Source organism: Rhodoluna sp. (genome assembly GCF_024641065.1).
GTDB lineage: Bacteria > Actinomycetota > Actinomycetes > Actinomycetales > Microbacteriaceae > Rhodoluna.
Window position 1 is genome coordinate 23,573 of sequence record NZ_JAHEDV010000002.1, and the last position, 21,557, is coordinate 45,129.

General features: G+C 52.8%; 21 protein-coding genes. 5 read left to right on the plus strand and 16 right to left on the minus strand.

Features of this window, described 5'->3' with window-relative positions; translation table 11 throughout:
• Positions 1-60 precede the first annotated feature (60 nt).
• The gene (locus Q0L26_RS02215; protein ID WP_296646785.1) at positions 61-1,092 is read left to right on the plus strand and encodes a LacI family DNA-binding transcriptional regulator; all 1,032 of its coding nucleotides are present in this window, start codon (positions 61-63) and stop codon (positions 1,090-1,092) included.
• Positions 1,093-1,127: 35 nt separating this feature from the next.
• A complete protein-coding gene (locus Q0L26_RS02220) occupies positions 1,128-1,616 on the plus strand; it encodes a YajQ family cyclic di-GMP-binding protein (protein ID WP_296646787.1) in 489 nt (162 codons plus the stop codon).
• Positions 1,617-1,729: 113 nt separating this feature from the next.
• Here the strand turns inward: Q0L26_RS02220 and Q0L26_RS02225 are convergent, their stop codons facing one another.
• Genes Q0L26_RS02225 through Q0L26_RS02240 form a run of 4 tightly spaced genes read right to left on the minus strand, consistent with a single transcriptional unit; the run spans position 1,730 to position 5,411 of the window.
• The gene (locus Q0L26_RS02225) at positions 1,730-3,001 is read right to left on the minus strand and encodes an MFS transporter (RefSeq protein ID WP_296646789.1); all 1,272 of its coding nucleotides are present in this window, start codon (positions 2,999-3,001) and stop codon (positions 1,730-1,732) included.
• A gap of 6 nt (positions 3,002-3,007) precedes the next feature.
• Entirely contained in the window at positions 3,008-4,018 is a 1,011-nt protein-coding gene (locus Q0L26_RS02230; RefSeq protein ID WP_296646790.1) for a polyprenyl synthetase family protein, read from the minus strand.
• Positions 4,015-4,779 carry a class I SAM-dependent methyltransferase gene (locus Q0L26_RS02235; protein WP_296646793.1) on the minus strand — a complete coding sequence of 255 codons (765 nt, stop codon included), beginning with the start codon at positions 4,777-4,779 and terminating at the stop codon, positions 4,015-4,017. Before Q0L26_RS02235 ends, Q0L26_RS02230 begins: the two co-directional genes overlap by 4 nt.
• 47 nt (positions 4,780-4,826) lie before the next feature.
• Positions 4,827-5,411, minus strand: coding sequence for a hypothetical protein (locus Q0L26_RS02240; RefSeq protein WP_296646796.1), 585 nt, complete (start codon positions 5,409-5,411; stop codon positions 4,827-4,829).
• 123 nt (positions 5,412-5,534) lie between these two features.
• Between Q0L26_RS02240 and Q0L26_RS02245 the strand changes: the two genes are divergently transcribed.
• Complete coding sequence (locus Q0L26_RS02245; protein ID WP_296646798.1) at positions 5,535-6,767, plus strand: isochorismate synthase; 1,233 nt, start codon at positions 5,535-5,537, stop codon at positions 6,765-6,767.
• Here Q0L26_RS02245 and menD read toward each other — a convergent pair.
• Together menD and Q0L26_RS02255 are read right to left on the minus strand one after the other, a co-directional pair.
• Complete coding sequence (gene menD / locus Q0L26_RS02250; RefSeq protein WP_296646801.1) at positions 6,760-8,346, minus strand: 2-succinyl-5-enolpyruvyl-6-hydroxy-3-cyclohexene-1-carboxylic-acid synthase; 1,587 nt, start codon at positions 8,344-8,346, stop codon at positions 6,760-6,762. The two genes, Q0L26_RS02245 and menD, sit on opposite strands and share 8 nt — an antisense overlap.
• On the minus strand, positions 8,327-8,554 hold the full coding sequence (locus Q0L26_RS02255) for a hypothetical protein (RefSeq protein ID WP_296646804.1): 228 nt from the start codon (positions 8,552-8,554) through the stop codon (positions 8,327-8,329). The genes menD and Q0L26_RS02255 overlap by 20 nt, the downstream gene beginning before the upstream one ends.
• A 38-nt stretch (positions 8,555-8,592) precedes the next feature.
• On the opposite strand from Q0L26_RS02255, the gene Q0L26_RS02260 reads away from it, so the two are divergent.
• Positions 8,593-8,859 carry a DUF4229 domain-containing protein gene (locus Q0L26_RS02260; protein WP_296646806.1) on the plus strand — a complete coding sequence of 89 codons (267 nt, stop codon included), beginning with the start codon at positions 8,593-8,595 and terminating at the stop codon, positions 8,857-8,859.
• Here Q0L26_RS02260 and Q0L26_RS02265 read toward each other — a convergent pair.
• Genes Q0L26_RS02265 through Q0L26_RS02305 form a run of 9 tightly spaced genes read right to left on the minus strand, consistent with a single transcriptional unit; the run spans position 8,849 to position 17,217 of the window.
• Entirely contained in the window at positions 8,849-9,742 is an 894-nt protein-coding gene (locus Q0L26_RS02265) for a 1,4-dihydroxy-2-naphthoate polyprenyltransferase (RefSeq protein ID WP_296646808.1), read from the minus strand. The genes Q0L26_RS02260 and Q0L26_RS02265 overlap by 11 nt on opposite strands.
• Positions 9,742-10,860, minus strand: a complete 1,119-nt coding sequence (locus tag Q0L26_RS02270) for an AMP-binding protein (protein ID WP_296646810.1) — start codon at positions 10,858-10,860, stop codon at positions 9,742-9,744. Before Q0L26_RS02270 ends, Q0L26_RS02265 begins: the two co-directional genes overlap by 1 nt.
• Positions 10,848-11,759 (minus strand): 1,4-dihydroxy-2-naphthoyl-CoA synthase, encoded by a 912-nt coding sequence (locus Q0L26_RS02275; protein WP_296646812.1) that lies wholly within the window; start codon positions 11,757-11,759, stop codon positions 10,848-10,850. The genes Q0L26_RS02270 and Q0L26_RS02275 overlap by 13 nt, the downstream gene beginning before the upstream one ends.
• A 17-nt stretch (positions 11,760-11,776) precedes the next feature.
• The gene (locus Q0L26_RS02280) at positions 11,777-12,766 is read right to left on the minus strand and encodes an o-succinylbenzoate synthase (RefSeq protein ID WP_296646814.1); all 990 of its coding nucleotides are present in this window, start codon (positions 12,764-12,766) and stop codon (positions 11,777-11,779) included.
• Entirely contained in the window at positions 12,753-13,667 is a 915-nt protein-coding gene (gene ccsB / locus Q0L26_RS02285; RefSeq protein ID WP_296646816.1) for a c-type cytochrome biogenesis protein CcsB, read from the minus strand. Before ccsB ends, Q0L26_RS02280 begins: the two co-directional genes overlap by 14 nt.
• A gap of 2 nt (positions 13,668-13,669) precedes the next feature.
• Positions 13,670-15,274, minus strand: coding sequence for a cytochrome c biogenesis protein ResB (locus Q0L26_RS02290; RefSeq protein WP_296646819.1), 1,605 nt, complete (start codon positions 15,272-15,274; stop codon positions 13,670-13,672).
• Entirely contained in the window at positions 15,252-15,977 is a 726-nt protein-coding gene (locus tag Q0L26_RS02295; protein WP_296646821.1) for a cytochrome c biogenesis protein CcdA, read from the minus strand. The genes Q0L26_RS02290 and Q0L26_RS02295 overlap by 23 nt, the downstream gene beginning before the upstream one ends.
• 5 nt (positions 15,978-15,982) lie before the next feature.
• Entirely contained in the window at positions 15,983-16,585 is a 603-nt protein-coding gene (locus Q0L26_RS02300; RefSeq protein ID WP_296646824.1) for a TlpA disulfide reductase family protein, read from the minus strand.
• Positions 16,582-17,217: a histidine phosphatase family protein gene (locus Q0L26_RS02305; protein WP_296646825.1), complete on the minus strand. Its 636-nt coding sequence runs from the start codon at positions 17,215-17,217 to the stop codon at positions 16,582-16,584. The genes Q0L26_RS02300 and Q0L26_RS02305 overlap by 4 nt, the downstream gene beginning before the upstream one ends.
• A gap of 35 nt (positions 17,218-17,252) precedes the next feature.
• Between Q0L26_RS02305 and aspS the strand changes: the two genes are divergently transcribed.
• Entirely contained in the window at positions 17,253-18,578 is a 1,326-nt protein-coding gene (gene aspS / locus Q0L26_RS02310) for an aspartate--tRNA(Asn) ligase (RefSeq protein WP_296646828.1), read from the plus strand.
• 68 nt (positions 18,579-18,646) lie between these two features.
• On the opposite strand, the gene Q0L26_RS02315 is transcribed toward aspS, so the two are convergent.
• Positions 18,647-21,535, minus strand: coding sequence for an ABC transporter permease (locus Q0L26_RS02315; protein ID WP_296646830.1), 2,889 nt, complete (start codon positions 21,533-21,535; stop codon positions 18,647-18,649).
• Positions 21,536-21,557: the final 22 nt, after the last annotated feature.

Below are 21,557 nucleotides of genomic sequence, written 5' to 3' on the forward strand. Positions count from 1 at the left end.
CAAGTCTGACAATCTTTTATAAAGCGCTTACATAAATTTCATTATTTACAGAAGGTAGTCATGGCCGGCATCGAAGACGTTGCAAAACTTGCAGGAGTTTCAACTGCTACAGTTTCGCGTGCACTAGCCGGCAAAGACCACGTTTCAGAGCGCGCACGCCAAAAAGTTGAAGCTGCAGCAGCCGAACTTGGCTATGTTGCCTCTCACTCGGCCTACACCCTGGCCACCGGCCGCAACCGCAACATCGGTGTGATCATGCCTTATGTTGACCGCTGGTTCTTTGCCACCATGCTCGAAACCATGGAATCGACTTTGATCGAGCACGGCTATGACCTGACTCTTTATAACCTCAGCGGCGGCAAAATGCAGCGCGACAAGATCTTCAAAGACTTTCTCGGTCGCAAGCGTGTTGACGCTTTGCTTTCGGTTGCAGTTAACCCAAGCGCCGATGAACTAGACACACTAAACCGCTTGCAAAGACCGGTGCTTGGAATCGGTGGCCCGATCCAGGGTGCCCGCAGCTTGGCGATGAATGACTTTAGCGCCGGCAAGCTTGCCACCGAACACTTGATCTCACTTGGACACCGCAAGATTGCGAACCTCGGTGGTTACACCGGCTCTGACCTCGAATTTAACCAGGCAAACTTTAGAACCCTTGGCCACCTAGATGCTCTCAAAGAAGCCGGCATCACTCAAAACCCAGCCTGGAAGATGGAATGCGACTACACGATTCCTGGGGCATTCTTTAGAACTAAGCAATTGCTTGGCGACCCACGCAACGCACCGACTGCGGTTTTCTGCAACTCAGACGAAATGGCCATCGGCGTAATCATGGCCGTCAAAGACCTTGGCTTGCAGGTTCCCCAGGATGTTTCGGTAATCGGCATCGACAACCACGACCTATCGGAGTTCTTTGGCCTAAGCACCGTGAACCAGCGCGTTCGCGAGCAGGCTAAAACTGCCACAATGTGGTTGCTCGAGATTCTTGACGACGCCGACCCAGATGTTCGCGTGAACCGCCACGAATCGGTCGAATGGCCGGTTTCATTGCTGGTGCGATCAAGCACCGCCCGCCCGGCCACAGAGGCCTAAGCCACGGATGCCCTCAGCCTCGGTAAACTAACCCCATGGCTGATTCAACATTCGACATCGTAAGCAAAGTAGACAAACAAGAGGCGTCAAACGCACTCACCCAGGCTCAAAAAGAAATCGAGTCTCGCTATGACTTCAAAGGCGTAGGCGCAGAAATCGACTGGAGCGGCGAGAAAATTCTGATGAAGGCTTCGAGCGAAGACCGCGTGCGAGCGGTGCTTGACGTTTTTCAGTCAAAGCTGGTCAAGCGCGGAATCTCGTTGAAGAGCTTCGTCGATGGCAAGCCTTATGCATCTGGCAAGGAATACCGCATCGAGGGTGAGCTGAAGAACGGTATCGATCAAGAGCAGGCCAAGAAGATTTCGAAGATCATTCGCGAAGAAGGCCCGAAGAGCGTCAAGAGTCAAATTCAGGGTGACGAACTTCGCGTGCAGAGCAAGAGCCGCGACGACCTGCAAGAGACCATGGCCTTGCTCAAGGGTAAAGACCTAGACATTGATATTCAGTTCACTAACTTTAGATAGTGAACCAAAAGGTTGGTACTAACTTTAGATAGTGAACCAAAAGGTTGCTACTAACTTTAGATAGTGAATAAAAAAAGCCCCGGGCAACCGGGGCTTTTTTCATCCGTGAAAAATCACTCTTGAATAATTGACATAGCGCCAGTGGCAGGGAACGCATTGGCCGCCGCCTCGTTGCTCTTGGCTCGCTTAGCCACCACACCGGCGATGAGTGCCGCGAACAGCATCATGGTTGTCGGGAAGATAAACGCAATAACCAGCCCAGCGCTTTCGGCAAGTGCGCCGAGTGCAATCTTGGCAACCAAAACCACGAGGGTATTCACCAAGCTCATGCGAGCCAACACCTGGGCGGTGTTCAACCCCTTGACATAACCAGCAGCGCTGAAGAATGAAGGCACTAGCGGGGCTGTGCCCAAACCAGCAAGCGCGAACAATGCTGAAGCAACCACAAGTGCGAGAGTTTTATCTGTACTCGAAAGCAGCGCGCCAGCAAGCACGCCCGACATCATTGCAACCGAGCCAACTAGACCGCCGATTCGCGAAAGGTCGCTGATGTGAAAGCGCTTTGTTAGGCGGCCAATGCTGAGTCGGCCAATGATCATTGTGGTTGCGAATGCCGTGTAGGGAATAGCGCCCACGCCTGGTTCGAGCCCCATTGTGGTTTTTGCAAAAACCGCTGACCAGTCCATCATGGCTAGTTCGCCAAAGACGCCGGTAAACAGACCTGCGGCCAAAAGCCAAACCTGACCGGGTGATTTGAAGAATGGGATCTTTTTTGCGGTTGAGGCTTTGCTAGCCTTGCCAGATTTTCCGTGCCCATCTTCGGCTCCGCTGAGCATTTTGCTGCCGGCCAAGAAGATCACCACAATGCCGACGAGTGGAATCAAAGTTAGGTGGATAGTCAACGGCATAAAGGTCGCAAAGAATCCCGCGATGCCGGCCGAGCTTGCGGCACCAATACTCCAAGCAGCGTGGAACTTGCCGATGACAACTTTATTAAGCGCTTTTTGCAAGGCAACTGATTGCGAGTTGAGAGCAATGTTCAGCATGCTGCCGGCAAAACCCATAGCCGCCTGAAGAACAAAAAAGATGAACGGCGAATTAGTGAATGCAAGCGCACCGAGAAAGGCTGCCTGAAGCGAACCGCCCACAATGGTCATTACCTTGGTGCCAAATCGCGAGATGAGTCGGTTGGTGAAAATTAGGCCGAGAATTCCACCAGCACCGGACAAACCAATAATCAGACCCCAGGTGGTGAAGCTAACTTCTAGCTGTTTAATCAGTTCGGGGATGCGCGGCAAATAAGTTGTCTGCACAAATCCTTGGATAAAAAACATCGCCAGGATTGAATTGCCAACTGTCTTGGCGCGAGCTGCGGTTAGTGCCATTTTGATCTAGTTGGTTCGATCGACAACGGCTTGAGCGAACTGGGCTAGGGCATTCTTGACGGAACCCTCAGGAAGAATCTCGAGAGCCTCGACTGCCTCATCGGCCCAACGCTTTGCCTCAAGGTATGAGCGTTCGGCTACTTCGTGATTGCGCAATCGAACCAGAGCCTCGTTCAACTTTGCGTCTTCTTCAAGACCAGCGTCGATAAAGTCGATCAGGCTCTGGGCCTCAGAATCACCGGCTGCGGCAGCCTTGCGCAAAAGTAACACTGGCAAAGTAGGTACACCAGCGCGAAGATCCGTGCCCGGAGTCTTGCCTGATGGGCCGGCCTCAGAGATATCAATCACATCGTCAATTAACTGAAAAGCAACGCCAACTTTTTCGCCGTAAACCCGTAACGGTTCTTCGTACTCAGCTGGTGCGCCTGAGAGCACAATTCCTAGCCGTGCCGAAGCCGAGATAAGTGAGCCAGTTTTGTCGGCCATTACCTGGATGTAGTGTGCGGTTGCATCTTCAAATTCTGAAGGACCGATGGTTTCGTGCAATTGACCTAAGCAAAGGCGCTCGAAAGTGTCAGCCTGCAGGGTCAGAGATGCTTGACCCAGGTGCGAACCCACCTGAGATGCGCGGGCAAACAAAAGGTCGCCGGTGAGAATGGCCACCGAGTTTCCCCAAATAGTTTGCGCAGTTGGAACGCCGCGACGCGTTGGGGCATCATCCATGACATCGTCGTGATACAAAGTTGCCAGGTGGGTCAGCTCAACGACCACAGCAGCGTCAAGAACATCTTGGCGGGTTGGGTCACCGAGTTGAGCAGCAAGCAGAACCAGGGTTGGGCGAACACGTTTGCCACCGGCTTCGACCAGGTGACGGGCAGATGCGCCAGCGATTTTGTCGGCGTGCGAGGTTGCCGCCAAAAGCTGGTCTTCAACGATTTCAAGGCCAGATTCAAGTGACTTTAGAAGCGCACGATCAGCAACCTTGCGAAGTTGCCTAGGCAGAGAAATACGGCTCACTTAGCAGCCTTCTTAGCGACCGGCTTCTTGGCTGCAGGCTTTTTAGCGGCTGGTTTCTTGGCAGCCGCCTTTGGCTTGAGTCCACGGTGAATCGCGACCGTGCCAAAAGTTAGGTTGCGATAGGCAACGCTCTCGTAGCCGGCATTGCTAACCATCAGACCCAACTCGCGTTGGTTCGGCCAAGCCAAAATTGACTCAGATAGGTAGCCATAGGCATCTGGGGCTTTGGTCGCCACCGCTGAAAGAGATGGCAAAACACGCTTGAGATAGAACTCATAAAGCGGCTTCAGAACCGGGTTCACGACAGTTGAGAATTCGCAAATGACGATTCGGCCGCCTGGCTTGGTGACTCTGAACATTTCGGCGAGCGCTTTGTCGACGTTCACAACATTGCGAAGCCCGAACGAGATAGTGACTGCATCAAATTCGTTGTCAGCGAATGGCAGTTGGGTGGCATCTGCAAAAACAAATTCGATCTCAGGGTGACGTTTGCGACCAACAGCCAACATGCCCTCAGAGAAGTCTCCGGCTACGACCTTGATGTCTGGCCCGGTGAATGCCACGGATGATGCGCCTGTTCCGGCAGCAAGGTCAAGAATTTTTTGGCCGGCTTCAGGAAACACTGCGTCACGCACGATTTTGCGCCAGCGACGGTCTTGACCGAATGAAAGCAAGGTATTGGTTAGGTCGTAAGTTGGTGCCACGTCATCAAACATGGCTGCTACTTCTGCTGGCTTTTTAGCCAAATCTGCTTTGCTCACGAGGTCAATCCTACCTTCGGCTTGGATGGCCGAAGCGGGCAGAGCGACTATTCGCCGTAGAAGTAATCGTTGGTTTCGCCGGCAGCCTTTCGCTTGCGCACAGCTCTCACAGTCATGACTGCACCAAGACCAACTACACCAACACCAACGGCGGTTAGCCCCGCGCTGGCAGTCTCAAGAATTTGCTTTTCTGGCGACTTGTGGGGGCCGCGAATTCCGGTGGTGTCGATGTTTTTGCCCGACTCAGGATCTATGCCGCGCTCTTCTGGAAATTCTCCAGGCTCACGATCGCCATGAGGTCGAATGATGGTTGGCGGAACAACTATTTCGGCATTAAACGCGCCGCCGTCGTCATCTGAATCTTCAGAATCATCGGCGCCGGTGCCAGAGTCGTCTGAGCTGTCGTCGCTATCGTCACTGGAATCTTCAGTGTCTTCTGAGTCTTCGACGTCTTCACTGTCTTCAGGCTCATCTTCTTCGTCTTCTAGGTGCACAACTGGTGTGCCCGCACTCAAGCCAGAACCTGCAGGGCTGGTTGCAAGCGGGGCGGCACTGGCTGCCGAGGCGCCAAAAAGCCCAATGAATGACAAGGCCAGAGCAATGAGCAGCGAAGCGATTGGTGACTTGCGCATTCTGGCCTCCTTTGCGGGCGTAGTATTTTTTTTACAAGTTCAAGTTCAGGATACTGAGCATCAATAGGTTGGCACCATGTTTTCGGAGCCTTCACAGCGAACACACAGCCAGGGAGGAATGCGTTGAAACTCGCTCTCTCTACCCAAGAAATCGCTACTTCTGACTTCAGCCTGATCGACCACTTGCCAGAGAATCCGCTGGCATTCATCCGTGCCGGTGGCGGCATAGTTGGCTTCGGCGAGGTGGTCAAGCTAACGAGCAAGGCAGGCGCAAACCGCTTTGCAGACCTTGCTGGTCAATGGCAAACATTGGTTGCCAACTCAGAAATTCACGATGACCTGAAACTGCCGGGAACAGGCCTTGTAGCCTTCGGTGCATTCGCTTTCTCTGACTTGAGCGAAGCCGAGAGCGTGTTGATTGTTCCACGTGTCATTTTGGGTGAGCGTGATGGTCGCGTGTGGTTGACCACAGTTTCGGTTGTTGGCGAGAACGCCCCCGATGTTGCTGATTTTTGGTCTAAGCCCGGCGTTTATTTTGAGAACCCTGCAGTCGAGCTGATTGCAGGCGAGGTGACCCCGAACGACTTCAAGCACCTGGTTCGAGCGGCAAATGCAGGCATTGCTTCTGGCGATTTCGAAAAGGCTGTGGTGGCCCGCGACTTGATTGCCAAGGCTCCAACGTATTTTGATCTGAGAACAGTTCTCAAACGAATGGCTGACGCCTACCCAACCTGCTGGATCTATTCGGTTGATGGCTTGTTCGGAGCATCGCCCGAACTGTTAGTTCGCGTTTCACACGGTCAGGTCTCTGCTCGTGTGCTGGCCGGCACAGCTGGCCGAGGCACAGACCCTCAGGTTGACCAGGCAATTTCAACTGCCTTAGCGGCATCTGAGAAGAACACGGCTGAACATGCATTTGCCGTGAATTCTTTGGTGAAGGCTCTTACCCCGTTCTGCAAAAACGTAGACGCCGATGAAAAACCCTTCAGCCTTGCATTGCCAAACCTTTGGCACCTTGCCAGCGATGTTCACGGTGTTCTCAACGAGAACTCATCGGTGCTTGATCTTGCTGCTGCTCTGCACCCAACCGCGGCAGTAGCCGGAACACCAACCAAAGCCGCGCTGTCATTCATTCAAGAATTTGAAGAGACCGATAGAGGTCGCTACGCCGGGCCAGTTGGCTGGATCGGTGCTGATGGCGATGGCGAATGGGCTATTGCCTTGCGCGGGGCTCAACTTGCCGAAGGCAACATCCGTGCCTTTGCTGGTTGCGGAATCGTCGCCGGTTCAGACGAACTGGCTGAGCTCGCCGAAACTGATTTGAAATTTAGACCTATTCGCGAAGCGCTTAGCTAAGTCGAACATCGATTAGCACACGACCAGTTTTTGCCAAGGCCTCGTCAAGCTGACCAAGAGTCTCAACGCGTTCGTAGCCCCAACCATAAGCCTGAGCAAGATGCCACAAATCTACGTTCTGCGGAGTTGTGAACAGTCGCTCGAAGGTCTCACTATCTAGGGTTGAAGCCATCTCGAGACCGCCAAAAATAGAGCCGCCGTTATCGTTGCCAACAATCACCTGAAGGTTTAGGTCACCATCAAGCGGGTCAATGACAAGTGAGCTGGCATCATGCAACAGAGTCAGGTCACCAAGCAGCACACGAGTAGTGCCCTCGCGTTCGATGAGTGCAATGCCGGTTCCGGTCGCAACGGTTCCGTCAATTCCGGCCAGACCGCGATTTGAAAACACACGGATAGCCTTTGCCGGAGCCCAAGCATCGGCTTCACGAATAAGTCTCGAGGCACCAAGCAGAAGCTGGTCGGCACCGGTGTTTTTCTCCCAAACTGCCTCAATCAGAGCACGGCGATCGAGCACATCTGAGGATTGGTGAACAATCGCGGCATCAGCCTGACGCCAACGCTCAAGCCATTCAAAATCAACTTCGTCGTCAACGGTGATCTCGTCAACCACGTGACTTGCTCTACGAGAAACATCAAAGTGACCCATGGTTTTGCTTCTAACAACCACCACTTCAACTTCACTATTGAAAAGCAAGCGAATGACTGCGCGACCGAGAGTTGGCTTGCCAAAAACAATCACGCGCGAGATATCGCCTGAAAGTTCAGGATGGTTCTCAAGCAGGTTTCGGTAGCCAAGAATTACGTTCGAGCCCATTCGAGCACCAGATGATGGCTCGGCGAAGAGTGGCCAGCCGAATGCCTCAGCAAGTTCAACTGCATCGTCACCCGCACCAGCACCGGCAACTACGACCGTTGGGCGATCAGCTGAAAGAACAGCAAATTCAGGATGCGGCTCATAGATGTCTGGCAGTGAAATGCGCGGGTTCAATTCGGCAGCATTAGGTGATGTTGCCGAAAGCGGTTCTCTGAAAGCAAGGTTTAGCTGAACCGGGCCAGGCTGCTCACCCTCATAGCCCATGGCGCTTGAAATGGCATTCACGGCAATCTGGGCAGCTTCGAGAATTTCACCATCGTTGCCATTTGGAGCTGGCACGTCAAGGCACTCGCGAACCGCATCGCCAAAAATGCCAATTTGATTTGTGGTTTGGTTTGCGCCAACGCCACGAAGTTCGTGTGGTCGGTCAGCGGTCAAAAGAATCAGCGGAACGCCCGAGTGGTTTGCCTCCAACACAGCTGGGTGCAGGTTCGCTACGGCGGTTCCAGAGGTGGTAATAATCACCGATGGCTCGCCGCTGATCAATGCTGCGCCTAGTGCGGTGAAGCCGAGACTTCTTTCATCCAAGCGAACTCTGAGGTCAATTTTGCCAGCCTTGGCCAACTGCCCTGCAGCGATTGCCAGAGCCTGAGATCTGGCACCCGGAGCGATGAAAAAATTGCGAACACCCGCCTTAGCGAACGAGGCCAAAAGGTGCGCTGCAAAAACCTGAGCCGGTGAATTACTGCTTTGAGTCATCATCGCCTTTGGGCTCTTGGTCAGAGTCTGGTTCTGGGTTCTGGCCGTTGAGCTTCTCGCGCAAATCTCTTAGGAACTGCGGGTCGTCATCTGGCGCGAGCGTGGTTGTTTTAGGACGGCGCTTTTTATCTAGCGCGTTGCTGATTGCATAGGTGGCGGTGAAGATCAAAAGAATGCCAACTGCGATGCCTACAAAAACTAACCACTTCATGGTTTAACTCTAACCAGACAAAAACTTAGACTTATTCCATGAAGAACCCTTGGATCAACTACATCGTCATTCGCGTGGGCCTGTTTGCAGTGCTCTTGACCATCATGTTGCTGGCTTCATTCCCGCCGATTTTGGCAACCCTGTTTGCCGCGGCAATTTCGCTTTCGATTTCACTCTTGTTCTTTGGCAAGCAGCGCAACGCAGTTTCTGAGGCAATTGCTAAGTCGGTAGAAAACCGCCGAAAGAATGTTTCTGACACCGACAGCGCCGTTGAAGACGACGCGGTTGATTCAACTAAAAAGTAATAGCCGCTAGGCCATAACCGAATAGAACGGCAAACACCAACGCAGCAATGCTGGTTAGTTTTAGCGCCAAAATAAGCTCTTTGGCGGTCTCGGCTGAAGCCACGATTAGGGTTACCGGCAACACAATCAAGACGCTAACCCAGGCGAAAAAAGTCACCGGGTAAAAGAACGGGAACGGCGCCAAAATCACAAATGGCAGCCAAAGCATGATCATGAAAAGTGCTTTAGCCGGCTTGTGCCCAACTTTGACGGCCAACGTTGACTTGCCGACCTTGGCATCAAATTCGCGGTCACGGATGTTGTTGACCATCAAAACAGCTGACGCGAAGAAACCGGCTGCGACACCACCCATGAATGAGTTCAAATCAAAGTGCCCGATTTGAATAAACGCGGTGCCGTAAGCCGCAACAGGGCCAAAGAAAATGAAAACCACAATCTCGCCGAACCCTGAATAGCCGTACGGGTTCTTTCCGCCGGTGTAAAACCAAGCGGCAGTAATTGCCGCTGCGCCAACCGCAATAAACCACCAGTGCTGGGTGAAAATCACGATCAATAGACCGAAAACCGCCGCCATTGCAAAGAAAGCAAAGGCTACATATTTGACAGCCTTTGGCTTCACTGAATTTGAGCCGGTCAGGCGAAGTGGCCCGACTCTCTGAGCATCAGTGCCACGAATGCCATCGGAATAATCGTTGGCGAAGTTCACACCAATCTGAAGAAACAGCGCAACCAACAAAGCCAAAAGGCTGAGGTTTGGGCTGAATGACTTGGCTGCGATTGATGCACCAATACCGATTGCCACCGGAGCGATTGCCAAAGGCAGGGTGCGCAAGCGTGCGCCTTCAACCCAAAGTTTTACGGGGCTGAGTTTCTTCTTTGACATTAGTTCTCCTCGAAAATTTGCTTGATCGCAAGCAAGTCGTGCTTGCCCGAGTTTAGCTTTGGTAGCGCGTCAATGCGCAAAATTCTGACTGGTCGACCTGCTGGGCCTAGGTCATCGGCCAAGGCGCTAGCGATGTCTTCAGAGACCTCAGGGCTGCCAACAAAGACTATGCCCACTCGTTGCCCCCATTCGCTGTCGTCAATTGCCGAGGCGGCCAGCTCGGCAACACCAGCAACTTGAGCAGCCAACTGCTCAACCCGGTCGAGAGATATTTTTATGCCGCCAGAGACGATCACTCGGTCGATTCGACCGAGCACCTCAAGGCGGCCATCGGCATAAACAATACCTTCGTCGTTGGTGAGATAAAAGCCATCTGAATCAGTTTCAACGTTGGCCAGCACAGAGCCTCGAATGACAATGCGCCCTTCTACAGTTTTGAGTTCAACGCCAGCCAATGGTTGTGAGTTATAGACGCAGCCACCACAGGTCTCGGTCATTCCATAGGTGATCACGATGTTGACATCGAGCGCACGAAGCTTTTGCACCACCTCGTCTTGAGGCGCCTGGCCACCTACCAAAATTGCGTCAAAGCGTCGAAGCTGCGAGAGCAAGAATTCATCCTGGTCGATTGCCTTGGCTAGACGAGCCAACTGAGTTGGCACCAGCGAGGTGTAGCGGCGGTCGCCAGTCATGTGACGCACTGAATTTGAGAATGCCTCGGGCGTGAAAGGCACAGAAGTATTCAACATCACCGGTTGGGTGCCGGCAAGAACAGATCGTGCCAGCACATTCAATCCGGCGATGTAATTCAGTGGCAGAGCCAATAACCACTGAGCGGTTCCTTCGAATGAACCAAGTGCAAGCGCAGATGCATTGGCCGATTCCAGCAAAGCTTCACGAGAAATTTCGATTCGTTTTGGGGTTCCGGTTGAGCCTGAACTTTCAACAATTAGGGCTACGCCTTCAGGAGCTTCATCGGGTAGGCCAAAAGTTTCAGGCATTTTGCCGTTCACTTCAGGTGCGGTTACGAATAGGGCTAACTTGCCGTCTAGAACATCGGTCATTGCGACCAACGCGCCGAAAGTGTCGTTGGCTGCAACCAGCTTTAGAAGTGCCAAGGGTATGGCGACCAGTCTGGCTCGCGCTTCTGCAAGAACGAATCGCGCCCTTCAACAGCCTCGTCTGTTCCATAGGCCAGTCGAGTAGCTTCACCGGCAAAAAGTTGCTGCCCGGCAATGCCGTCGTCAACAGCGTTGAAAGCAAACTTGAGCATACGAATTGACTGCGGTGACTTGCGAAGAATCTCGGTGGCCCACTCAACGCCAACTTTTTCAAGTTCGGCGTGAGGCACAACGGCGTTCACGACACCCATTTCATAAGCTCGCTGCGCACTGTATTCGGCACCAAGAAAGAAGATCTCGCGTGCAAATTTTTGACCAGTTTGGCGGGCCAGGTAGGCACTGCCGTAACCAGCATCGAACGAGCCAACATCGGCATCGGTTTGCTTGAACTTGGCATGCTCGGCACTTGCCAAAGACAAGTCGGCAACCACGTTTAATGAGTGGCCGCCACCAGCTGCCCAACCGGGAACCAGCGCGATAACCACCTTTGGCATGAAACGAATCAGGCGCTGAACTTCAAGAATGTGTAGTCGACCATTTCGAGCTGGGTTGATGGTTTCTGCAGTTTCACCCTCGGCATATTTATAGCCGTCGCGGCCGCGAACTCGCTGGTCGCCGCCTGAACAAAAAGCCCAGCCACCATCTTTTGCAGAAGGGCCGTTGCCGGTCAAAAGCACCACGCCCACTCTTGAATCCATGCGAGCGTGATCAAGTGCGCGGTGAAGTTCATCTACGGTCTTTGGTCTAAATGCGTTGCGAACCTCAGGCCGGTTGAAGGCAACACGAACAATGCCAAGGGTCATGTGCTTGTGATATGTGATGTCTTCAAGCGAGTCAAAACCAGGCACCTCGTGCCAAATCGAAGCGTCGAAAATCTCTGAAACCTGAGTTGTCATGAATTCAGCCTAACTTGCTAAACGAGATGGGCATAGGCGCGTTCGAGACGCTCAACCCACCAATCAATGCGGTGGTCTTCAGCTTCAAAAAGGTCAAGCTTGGCTGGGTCAACTTCAACTCGGCCCACACTAATTTTGCCGTCAACCGGTTTGATCGGGGTTCTTGCAACATCGCCAACCAACAGCGCGCCGGTGGCAAGACCGCAGTCAAATTCAAGGTTCGGCAGAGCAGCGGCCAAGTGCGCACCCATCGAGAGCCCCACCGAAGAATCTAGAGCGCTCGAAACAACCACCGGCAAACCTGCCTCGGCAGCAATTTGCAACGCACGGTTGATTCCGCCCAGCGGTGCAACTTTTAGAACCAGGATGTCTGCTGCCCCGGCCTGAGCAACCGCCAAAGGGTCGCTGACCTTGCGCACTGATTCGTCGGCGGCAATCTTGATGCCAAGCGGCGAAAGCTTTAGCTTGAGCTCTGCCATTTCAGCAATTGTCTTAACTGGCTGTTCAAAGTAATCAAATTTGATTCCTGCTTCATGAACGTACTCGGCAAGTTTCAGAGCCGTTGAAACATCAAAACCGCCATTGGCATCTAGACGAATTTTCACATCCGGGTAGTTTTCAATTACCGCGTTGATTCGATCAATGTCGGCCTGAAGGTTTTGCCCGGGTTCAGCGACCTTGATTTTGACCGTCTCAAACTTGCCGTAGCGGGCCAAAACAGCAGCGACCTGGTCGGCCGCCAATGCTGGCAATGTTGCATTTACTGAAATCTCGGTGCGATTTGCCGGAGCGATGTCGCCGTAGGCAAACTCAATTGCCGCAGCCAACCAAACTGCTGATTCTTCATCTGAGTATTCGACAAAAGGCGACCACTCGGCCCACCCATTCGGGCCTTCAAATAACAAAATCTCGCGCTCTAAGACCCCGCGAAACTTATTGCGCAATGGCAAAGCCACCACTCTCGCACTCGAGAGCAGTTCGATTAGCGAAGGCTTATTTGAGGCCACTGTAAACGTGCAGACCCTTGAAGAACAGGTTCACAACGGTGAAGTTGAAAAGAATTGCCACGAAGCCAATAATTGCTAACCAAGCCGAACGCTTGCCCGACCAACCACGAGTCGCATTCGCGTGCAAATAGCCCGCATAGATGGTCCAGATGATGAAGGTCCAGACCTCTTTGGTGTCCCAGCCCCAATAACGGTGCCATGCACGCTCGGCCCAGATTGCGCCGGCGATGAGGGTGAAGCTCCAGAGAATAAAGCCAATGATGTTGAAGCGATAGGCCAGGCTCTCAAGCTTTTCGATGCTCGGGAACAACCCCAAGATTCGCTTGAGCAGCGCAACAAATTTGAGCTTTGAATTCTCAACCCATTTGGCTGTCTTGAAAATGTAGGCGATAGACAGCGCCGCCGCGATGTTGAAGAATGCGGTGGCAAGCACTGCAACTAGAACGTGAATAACCAACCAGTAGCTCTGCAACGCCGGCATGAGCGACTTTACGTTCACCCAAAAAACCACGTCTGCAGAACCCAAAATCAAAAGCGTAAAGCCAGAAACAAATGTGGCAATCAGTCGAATGTCTTTGATGAAAAGTGCGATCAAGAAAATGACCACAACGATGAACGAACCGGTGATCGAGAATTCATACATGTTGGCCCAAGGCACACGAGAAGCCGCGATGCCTCGAAGCACTACGCCAGAACCGTGAATCACTGCTGCGATTGCCAACAGAACAATACCCGCGCGCTCTAGCTTGGTGGCGGCTTGACGCAGTGATTTTTTGGTGCTGGCCAACCGAGAAAGGTGAAAGACAAAGCTCAAGAATGCCGCTGAATAAAACAGCATTGAACCCTGGATGATCAAGCGCGAGATGCTTGCCAGTTCTGGGTTTAGGGCAATAGAGGTCATGTCTATTTACTTTCTGATTTTGTAGTTTTTGTAGTTTTGCCAGATAGAGCCTCGGCAACCTCGGCGACTACCTTTTCAAGAATAGGGTCATCGCCACGAGCCAACGCAGCCACTTCAAAACCGGTCTCGGTTTTGCGAACCCACACGCGTCTTCTAGGTACCAACAGTGAAAGGGTTACTCCGCCAAGTGCCATGAGGGCAAAGACCAAGACCCAGAATCCACCTGGGTTGTAGCTAACATCCAAGGATGCAAAGCGCTTGAGGCTGTCGAAAGTCACCGTGCCCAAATCACCCGGCAGTTTGACAGTTTCGCCCAGCTGCAAGCGCAGACCCTTGACGCCACTCTTGCCACCGGCAACCTGAGTCATTGCTGAAGTGTCGAGAGCGTAAACATTCTTAGGTGAACCACCGTCAAGGCCGAGGTCACCGACATAAACGTTCATGGTCAATAGCGGGTCAATCGGCGCTGGGTAAAGCGATGTGAGAGCGCCGGTGTCTAGCTCGGCAACGGTTGGGTAGAAGAACGAGATGATTCCGAATTGCTTCTCAACATCTGGCACCTTGATTACGCCGAGCGAGGTGTATTTGGCCGACTGCGGCAAGAAGGCGGTGGCACCCGAATAGGTGATGTTGCCTTTTTTATCACGGATGGTGATCTCAGGCGCATAGCCGTTACCGGTCAAATAAATGTTTGAGCCTGGCATTGCCAGTGGCTCGTTTACGCGAATCACACCAGTTTTTTTGGCAAGGGTTGAGTTCTGAGCACTCTGTGGAATCAACGCTGAAACGGAGGCTCTGAAATCTAGTGGTGTGCCGATATTGGTTTGGTTGACAAAGTCAAAGTCGACCTCGAATTTATCCAGGGTGACTGAAAACGGAACCAGCTGCTCTTCTTTGAAGAAAGTGCCAGGCGCAAAAGAGTCAAAACCAGCAAGGTTATTTACGAAAGTTTCGCCCTCAACCAGCACGCGCTGGCCGCTGTAGCTTTGACCGCCACCGATTCCAACGGCTAACAGCACACCAATTAGCGACAGGTGAAAAACCAGGTTTCCGGTTTCACGCAAATAACCGCGCTCAGCCGAAACAGCATCACCGGTGCGAACCACGCGATAACCCTGTTTCTTGAGCAACACTTGAGCTTGCTCGGCAACCTTGGCTGACTGCGCCTTGGTGGTCTTCACTTTGAGGCTGGCTGGCATTCGCGAAAACAGTCTTGGTGCGGCCGGCGGCGCTGAACGCAGAGCCTTGGCGTGAACCAAAGTTCGAGGCACAACACAACCAATCAGCGATATAAACAGCAGAATGTAAATCGCTGAGAACCAAGCCGAGGTGTAGACATCAAAGAGTTGAATTGCGTCGAGCACCGGAGCCAACTGAGGGTTGTTGTCAAAGTATTGAGTCACGCCGTTTGGGTCGGCTGAACGCTGCGGAAACACCGAGCCCGGTACTGCCGCAACAGCCAACATGAGCAAGAGCAAAAGTGCTGTGCGCATCGATGTGATCTGACGCCAGATCCAACGTGACCAACCAGCCACACTCAGGGTTGGTGAGTTGATTGGTTGTTCTGGCGCGTCAAGCGACGGCCTAGATTGCTGGGATGAAGGCAACGGTCACCTCCTGAATAAGCACGATTAGGTTGTTCCAGAGGCCAGTTAGCAACAGCAAACCGAGCACAACAAGCAGAGCGCCACCGGCGAGATTAAAGGCACGGATGTGGCGCTTGACGAAGCCGACCGACTTGGTTGCCCAGCTGAAACCGCTGGCAATAGCAATGAATGGTAAACCCAGACCCAGCGAGTAAAAGGCTGCCAAAAGCGCGCCCTTGCCAGCCGAACCAGAATCTAGTGAGAGCGCCAACACAGCAGCCAATGTAGGGCCCATGCAAGGTGACCAACCCAAACCAAAAGCAACACCCAAGAGCGGTGCGCCGATCAAACCGAGTTTGGTTGAAACCTGTAATTTGAAGGTGTTCTGCATGAACCCAAATTGGCCGATCATCACCAAACCGAGAAGCACGATAAAGGCACCGAGAATTTTTTGGATGATGTCGGCGGTTTGACCTTGAATAACTGAACCAAGACCACCGGCAGCTGAACCTAGACCGACAAACACTGCGCTAAAGCCCAAAATAAAGAGCGCTACACCGAGAACCACTCGCGATTTAGCCGCAGACATTCCGGCCACAAAACCGAGGTAACCCGGAATCAGTGGCAACACACATGGGCTCAGAAACGAAACCAGGCCCGCAAGCAACGCAAGCGGAATCGCGGCTAGCAATGAGCCGTTCAGAATGATTTCGCCTGGATTCAAAATGCTTATTCCTCGATGGCGGTTTTGATCAGGGTGCCGAGAATCGATTGGTCAATTCGACCAAGCACGCGGGCGGCAACCTTGCCATCTTTGCCGATTACCAGGGTGGTCGGCACCGCCTGAGGCGTAACAATGCCGGTGAATGCGAGAAGAACCGAACCAGTCTTGGCATCAATGATTGAAGGCCAGGTGATGTTGAAATTGCGATCGAAAGCCAAAGCAGTTTCAGCTGTGTCGCGAACGTTCACACCAACAAACTGAACATCCGGGTATTTCTTTGCAAGGGCAACAAGATCAGGAGCTTCAGCGCGGCAGGGGGCACAACCGGCGTACCAGTAGTTCATGACCACAACTTTGCCCGCCAATTGTTCGCTGCCCAATTCTTGGCCGCCCTCGGTTAGGCCAGACCAAACCACTGCTGGTTTGCGATTCGCTTCGGCAAATTCGGTAACACTGCCATCGCCGGCGATGTAGTTTTTGTTGTCTCCAGCTTTGAACTGACTGGCAAGGCCGTCATTGGCCGCACAGCCGGTAAGGCTGGCAATGATTACGGCAATAATCATCAGAACGAAAGCGCCGTTCAGCAGCGCTCGCTGATACTTTCTCAAACTGCACCTCGGTCAATTGCACCGGCACCCGCGTTTGGGTCTCGATAATCAATTTCTACAAACTTGTCGCCCTGGCGCTCAAGCGTGGTGATGCTTGAAAGTGCGCAACGACGTTTCTTTGGATTATGAGCCAGCGGCAAACCAGCGAGGCTGCGTTGAACCATCACGATAGGCAACTGATGTGAAACCAGAACAACATCGCCGTCAGGGGTATTCCGCCAAGCTTCTTCAATCGCTTCGAGCATTCGAGCGGCAACCTGCGCGTATGGCTCGCCCCAACTAGGCAAGAACGGGTTGCGCACGTGAAAATACAAATGCGGGCGAAGCAGAATGTGAGTGCCACTTAGCTGGCGACCTTCGAAAACATTGTGGGGTTCGATCAATCGCTGATCGGTTCTAACCTCAAGCCCAAACGCCTCTTGCATCGGCTCAGCAGATTCGCGAGTGCGCAACAGCGGGCTCGCAATAACTGCACTCACCGGGCGACGTTCGGCTTTCAAAGCCGCAGCCGATACAGCAGCCATCTCTTGGCCTCGAACACTTAGAGCAAAATGCGGCAACCGGCCATACAAAACCCCATCAGGGTTGTGAACTTCACCGTGGCGAACCAGGTGGATGCGATCAGCGGGCATAGCTATAAGTCTACCCTCGGCTAAACTTGACTCTTATGAGAGCCCGTGCCCTAGTAAAAGACCTTGCAGCCCTGCCAGACGGCGTTATTACCGTTGGTGGATGGGTTGAGAAGCTTCGCGATCAGAAGCGCATTCAGTTCGTAATCATCCGTGATGAATCAGGCGATGTGCAGGTTACCTACCCTCGCCCAGTTATCAACGATGCCCCGGATGAAAACGACGCACTCGCTGCCAAGGTTTCGGGTTTGACCAATGGTTCATTCGTTTGGATCACCGGTCGTTTGGTGCACGACGAGCGCGTAAAGCTTGGCGGCCTTGAGATTCAGCTTGACGACCTTGAGATTGTCACTCTGGCCGACCCAGAGACCCCAATTGCCGATGACACCTCAATCGACAAGCGCATGGACTGGAGATTCCTTGACCTGCGCCGCCCTGAGATGAACTTGGTGTTCCGCATTCAGACCACCATCGAAAACGCATGGCGCCAGTACTGGGCCGAGAACGACTTTGTTGAGATTCACTCACCTAAGTTGATGGCTTCAGCTTCTGAATCAAACGCAGAACTTTTCAAACTTGAATACTTTGAGACCCACGCTTACCTGGCCCAGTCTCCGCAGTTCTACAAGCAGATGGCCATGATGTCTGGCCTTGGCAAGATCTTCGAAATTGGCCCTGTGTTCCGTGCCGACCCATCGTTCACCTCTCGTCACGCAACCGAATTTGTTTCGGTTGACATCGAGGTTTCATGGATCGATTCACACGAAGACGTGATGGCAATTCAAGAGCAGTTGCTACACCGTGCAATTAGCGCAGTGAAAGAAAAGCACGGCGAAGAAATCTTGAAGCACTTTGGTGTTGAGGTTCAGGTTCCATCTATTCCGTTCCCTCGTGTGCCACTTCTTGAGGCAATTGAAATCATCAAGGGCCGTGGCCACACCGTTGAACGCGGTGGCGACCTAGACCCTGAGGGTGAGCGTCAAATCGCTGCTTGGGCCCAAGAGACCCACGGTCACGAATTCGTCTTCGTCACCGACTACCCAGCAACCGTGCGCCCGTTCTATCACATGCGTCACGAAGACAACCAGGCCCTAACCAAGAGCTACGACCTAATTTGGCGAGGCACCGAAATCACTACCGGCGCCCAGCGTGAACACCGCTTGGATGTTCTGATTGAGCAGGTAAAAGCCAAGGGTCTAGAGCCAGAGGGTCTACAGACTTACCTTGACTTCTTCAAGTACGGAGCACCTTCACACGGTGGTTTCGGCATGGGTCTAATTCGAGTTTTGATGTTGCTTTTGCACCAGCCAAACATCCGTGAAGTTGGATTCTTGTTCCGTGGCCCAAACCGCTTGGAGCCATAACAGCCTGTGGTTTATTGAAAATCCCCCAGCCATTTGGCCGGGGGATTTTCAATTTGGGCTGCCGCTGATTAGTCGATCGACAGACGAGCCTTAAAGGTTGATCGGGCCGGTGTGCCGAGCCAGAACAATAGGCCGGCCACGAGCGGAATTCCAGCAACAACCGTTACCGTTTGAGCAATAGGCAAGTGGAACATCTCTATTCCGGTTGTGCCACCTGCCGCTGAGGTTATAGCCCAGGCCAAGAAGATTCCGATGCCCGAACCAAGCAAGGTACCGAAACCGGTTAGCACCAGCGCCTGACCGCCCAAGACATTTGCCCTGAACCTCTTAGGTGCACCGATTGAACCAAGTGTCGATTGGTCAGCTCGGCTCTCGATCTGAGCTAAGCCCAAGGCAATCGAGGTTGACGCCAAGATAAAGAACGCAACCGCTGCGGTGATGATCCACGCGATGAATTCGGTATCGACTGAATAACCAGCCTCATACATGTAGCCCTCGGTGATGTTCGCAGCGAGCGCGTCGGTCTGCGCGAAACCAAGTTTGTCGGCGAAGTTCACCACGGCTAACCAAGGCGAATAGTCAATGCCCAGTTTTTCAGCAGCCTGCGGGCTAAGCACTTTGCTCATCATGTAGTTGTTCGACTTGCTGACCACTGCATCCACCTCGGCAACCTTGCTTGGTTCACCGAGCTCAAAAGGCAACCCGTCTTTGCCAAGCAAAGGCATTCCATCTGGCCCATAAGGCGCCTGGCCAAACAGTGCGGTGTCAACGCCCGAATCAAACCATTGAATTTTCATCTTGCCGTTTTCAAGAAGCCCCGGATGAAATACCACCGCGCCACCGGCAGCAAGCGCTGCTTCAGCCTGGTTATCAACGCGACCGCCCATTAGCGCTCTGAACTCCTGCGGAGTTGCCACGACGAATTGGCCGGTTGGGTTAGCCAGCTGATCACAGCCTTGAAGTTCAGGTCGGCTAGTTAGCTCTCCTTGAGCTACGTAATCCTGCTCATTTTGCATCACCTGGAACTCATCGAAGTAGGCACTGCCTTCCATCCATGGGCAAAGCATTTTTGGGTTTGGCGCAACATAAGGCTGCTGCCCCTCTGCACCAATTGGCAGGCTCATAGTGAAACTTGAATACTGGCGGTGCATTTGAATTACGTTGGCCGACTTTGCCGGTGCAATGTTGTTGGCTGTGATGATTGTGTCGTCGAGAACTGTCTCGCGGTTTTCATACCTTGCCTTGAGCAACTCAAGATCATTTGCCTCTGACATGCTCCAGCCGATTGATGCGGCGTCGTAGGTCAGCTGGTTTACCTCGCCATTTGGTTTGTAGTTCTCGCGCCCATATTCACCAAAAGAAAAGAACATGGTGAGCACGGTGGCGCCAACAAATGAGGTTGCCAACACCGATGCAATAACCGAGGTGTAGCGCTTGCGGTTATAGATCAGGTCGTTGGTTGCATAGTTTGCAGCTGTGCCTAGGCCTTTGAAAACTGTGCGCGCAAGAATCAGCAGCCAGCCTGAACCAATCAACAGACCAATAATCATGACCGCTGAACCGCAGGCAATGGCCAACAGCAACATTGGCATAACTGAGAAGCCGGTCATCGGGTCGATGGCATTGGTTCTGATGGCTTCAGTTAGATACTGCACACCAAAGAGTGCACCAAGCGAGATTGCGGCTCCGGCAGCGAGAGTAACCAAACCGCCGATTCCTGATTTCTTTTGCACTTTGGCCGAGGCGCGAATTCCGCGAAGCGTGCTGAGCACATCAACCTTGGCCGCTGCATACGCCGGAACCAAACTAACGATGGCGCCAATTATTGCACCGCTCAAACCTGCGATCAGCAGAAGCAAAAATGGCAGATGAAAACCTGGGTAGGCAACGCGTGACCCATTGGTCAATAGAGGCAGCCCAATCGCGGCGGCGGCCGTGCCAATTGCAACTCCGAGAATTCCTCCGAGCAAGCCAAGCCAAAGGCCGTTGGCAACCGTGATGAATCTGAGGAGTTTGGCATTAGCGCCGAGCGATGAAATAACCGCGAGCGTTTTAGCTTGGCGACGTGCACCAAACGAGAACGCTGAACCAGCCAGAACTGCAACCGGCAAAAGCACCAGTGGCACCAAGAAAATCAGCGCCAAAAGTTGGCTCAGAATAGTCAAGAAGCCACCCTGGTTGTACCAACCCGCCTGGTAAAGAGGGACCTCTGAATCGGCTGGTGGGTTCAAAATCACAGCGCGAGACAGAACTCCGACACCCTGCTTGTTCATGGCATCGATTTGCGACCATTCAACAGCTTTGTCACCGATCGCATAGAAACTGTAGCTTTCAAGTGCCACTGGAACACTCGAGATTGAGCCGGGCATTGCGTAAACCACTGAAGCATTGCGAGCCGCTTTTACAAATTCGAGGGTACCGACAACCTTAAACGAATCACCTGACTGAACCAGAGTTACGTTGTCTCCGATAGCTACACCCAAGCGTTCGAGTGCTTGCTTGTTCACCATGATCTCGTGGTCGTTCTTTGGAGCATTGCCGACTAGATCGAAGAATCTTCCTTCAAGCTCTGGGTTCCAGGCTTCACCCTCAACCAAAGTGATGTTTCCTTGACCACTGGCAGTCTTTACAGTTGCCGTGTCAATTCGCTCGGGAATCCATTTGTAACCAGTCAAAAGGGTTCGAGGGTCAACCATCGCCGCACCTTGGTCTGGTTCAACCCATGAGCCATCTCTGGTGAATTGAAAAGCCTCACCCTCGGTTGGCACCTGATAGTTATTTAGGTCAGGCAGCGCATCGGCGTGCAGTCGAGCCTGGGTTTTGCCCAGTGACATTTCAACCGACTCAGCGGCATTTGGTTTGGTGCTTTCGTTGTAAACCAGCCCGAAGGCTCCGGCGGCAACTGGCATTGCAATTACCAAAATAATTAGCGCCGACTGAAGCAGATTTCGCTTCATCGAGCGCCTTGCCAAAGTTAAG

Coding starts and splice junctions, on each gene's coding strand:
- Q0L26_RS02215 (WP_296646785.1), top strand. CDS start 61: ATGGCCGGCATCGAAGACGTTGCAAAACTTGCAGGAGTTTCAACTGCT.
- Q0L26_RS02220 (WP_296646787.1), top strand. CDS start 1,128: ATGGCTGATTCAACATTCGACATCGTAAGCAAAGTAGACAAACAAGAG.
- Q0L26_RS02225 (WP_296646789.1), bottom strand. CDS start 3,001: ATGGCACTAACCGCAGCTCGCGCCAAGACAGTTGGCAATTCAATCCTG.
- Q0L26_RS02240 (WP_296646796.1), bottom strand. CDS start 5,411: ATGCGCAAGTCACCAATCGCTTCGCTGCTCATTGCTCTGGCCTTGTCA.
- menD (WP_296646801.1), bottom strand. CDS start 8,346: ATGATGACTCAAAGCAGTAATTCACCGGCTCAGGTTTTTGCAGCGCAC.
- Q0L26_RS02255 (WP_296646804.1), bottom strand. CDS start 8,554: ATGAAGTGGTTAGTTTTTGTAGGCATCGCAGTTGGCATTCTTTTGATC.
- Q0L26_RS02260 (WP_296646806.1), top strand. CDS start 8,593: ATGAAGAACCCTTGGATCAACTACATCGTCATTCGCGTGGGCCTGTTT.
- Q0L26_RS02265 (WP_296646808.1), bottom strand. CDS start 9,742: ATGTCAAAGAAGAAACTCAGCCCCGTAAAACTTTGGGTTGAAGGCGCA.
- Q0L26_RS02275 (WP_296646812.1), bottom strand. CDS start 11,759: ATGACAACTCAGGTTTCAGAGATTTTCGACGCTTCGATTTGGCACGAG.
- ccsB (WP_296646816.1), bottom strand. CDS start 13,667: ATGACCTCTATTGCCCTAAACCCAGAACTGGCAAGCATCTCGCGCTTG.
- Q0L26_RS02305 (WP_296646825.1), bottom strand. CDS start 17,217: ATGCCCGCTGATCGCATCCACCTGGTTCGCCACGGTGAAGTTCACAAC.
- aspS (WP_296646828.1), top strand. CDS start 17,253: ATGAGAGCCCGTGCCCTAGTAAAAGACCTTGCAGCCCTGCCAGACGGC.
- Q0L26_RS02315 (WP_296646830.1), bottom strand. CDS start 21,535: ATGAAGCGAAATCTGCTTCAGTCGGCGCTAATTATTTTGGTAATTGCA.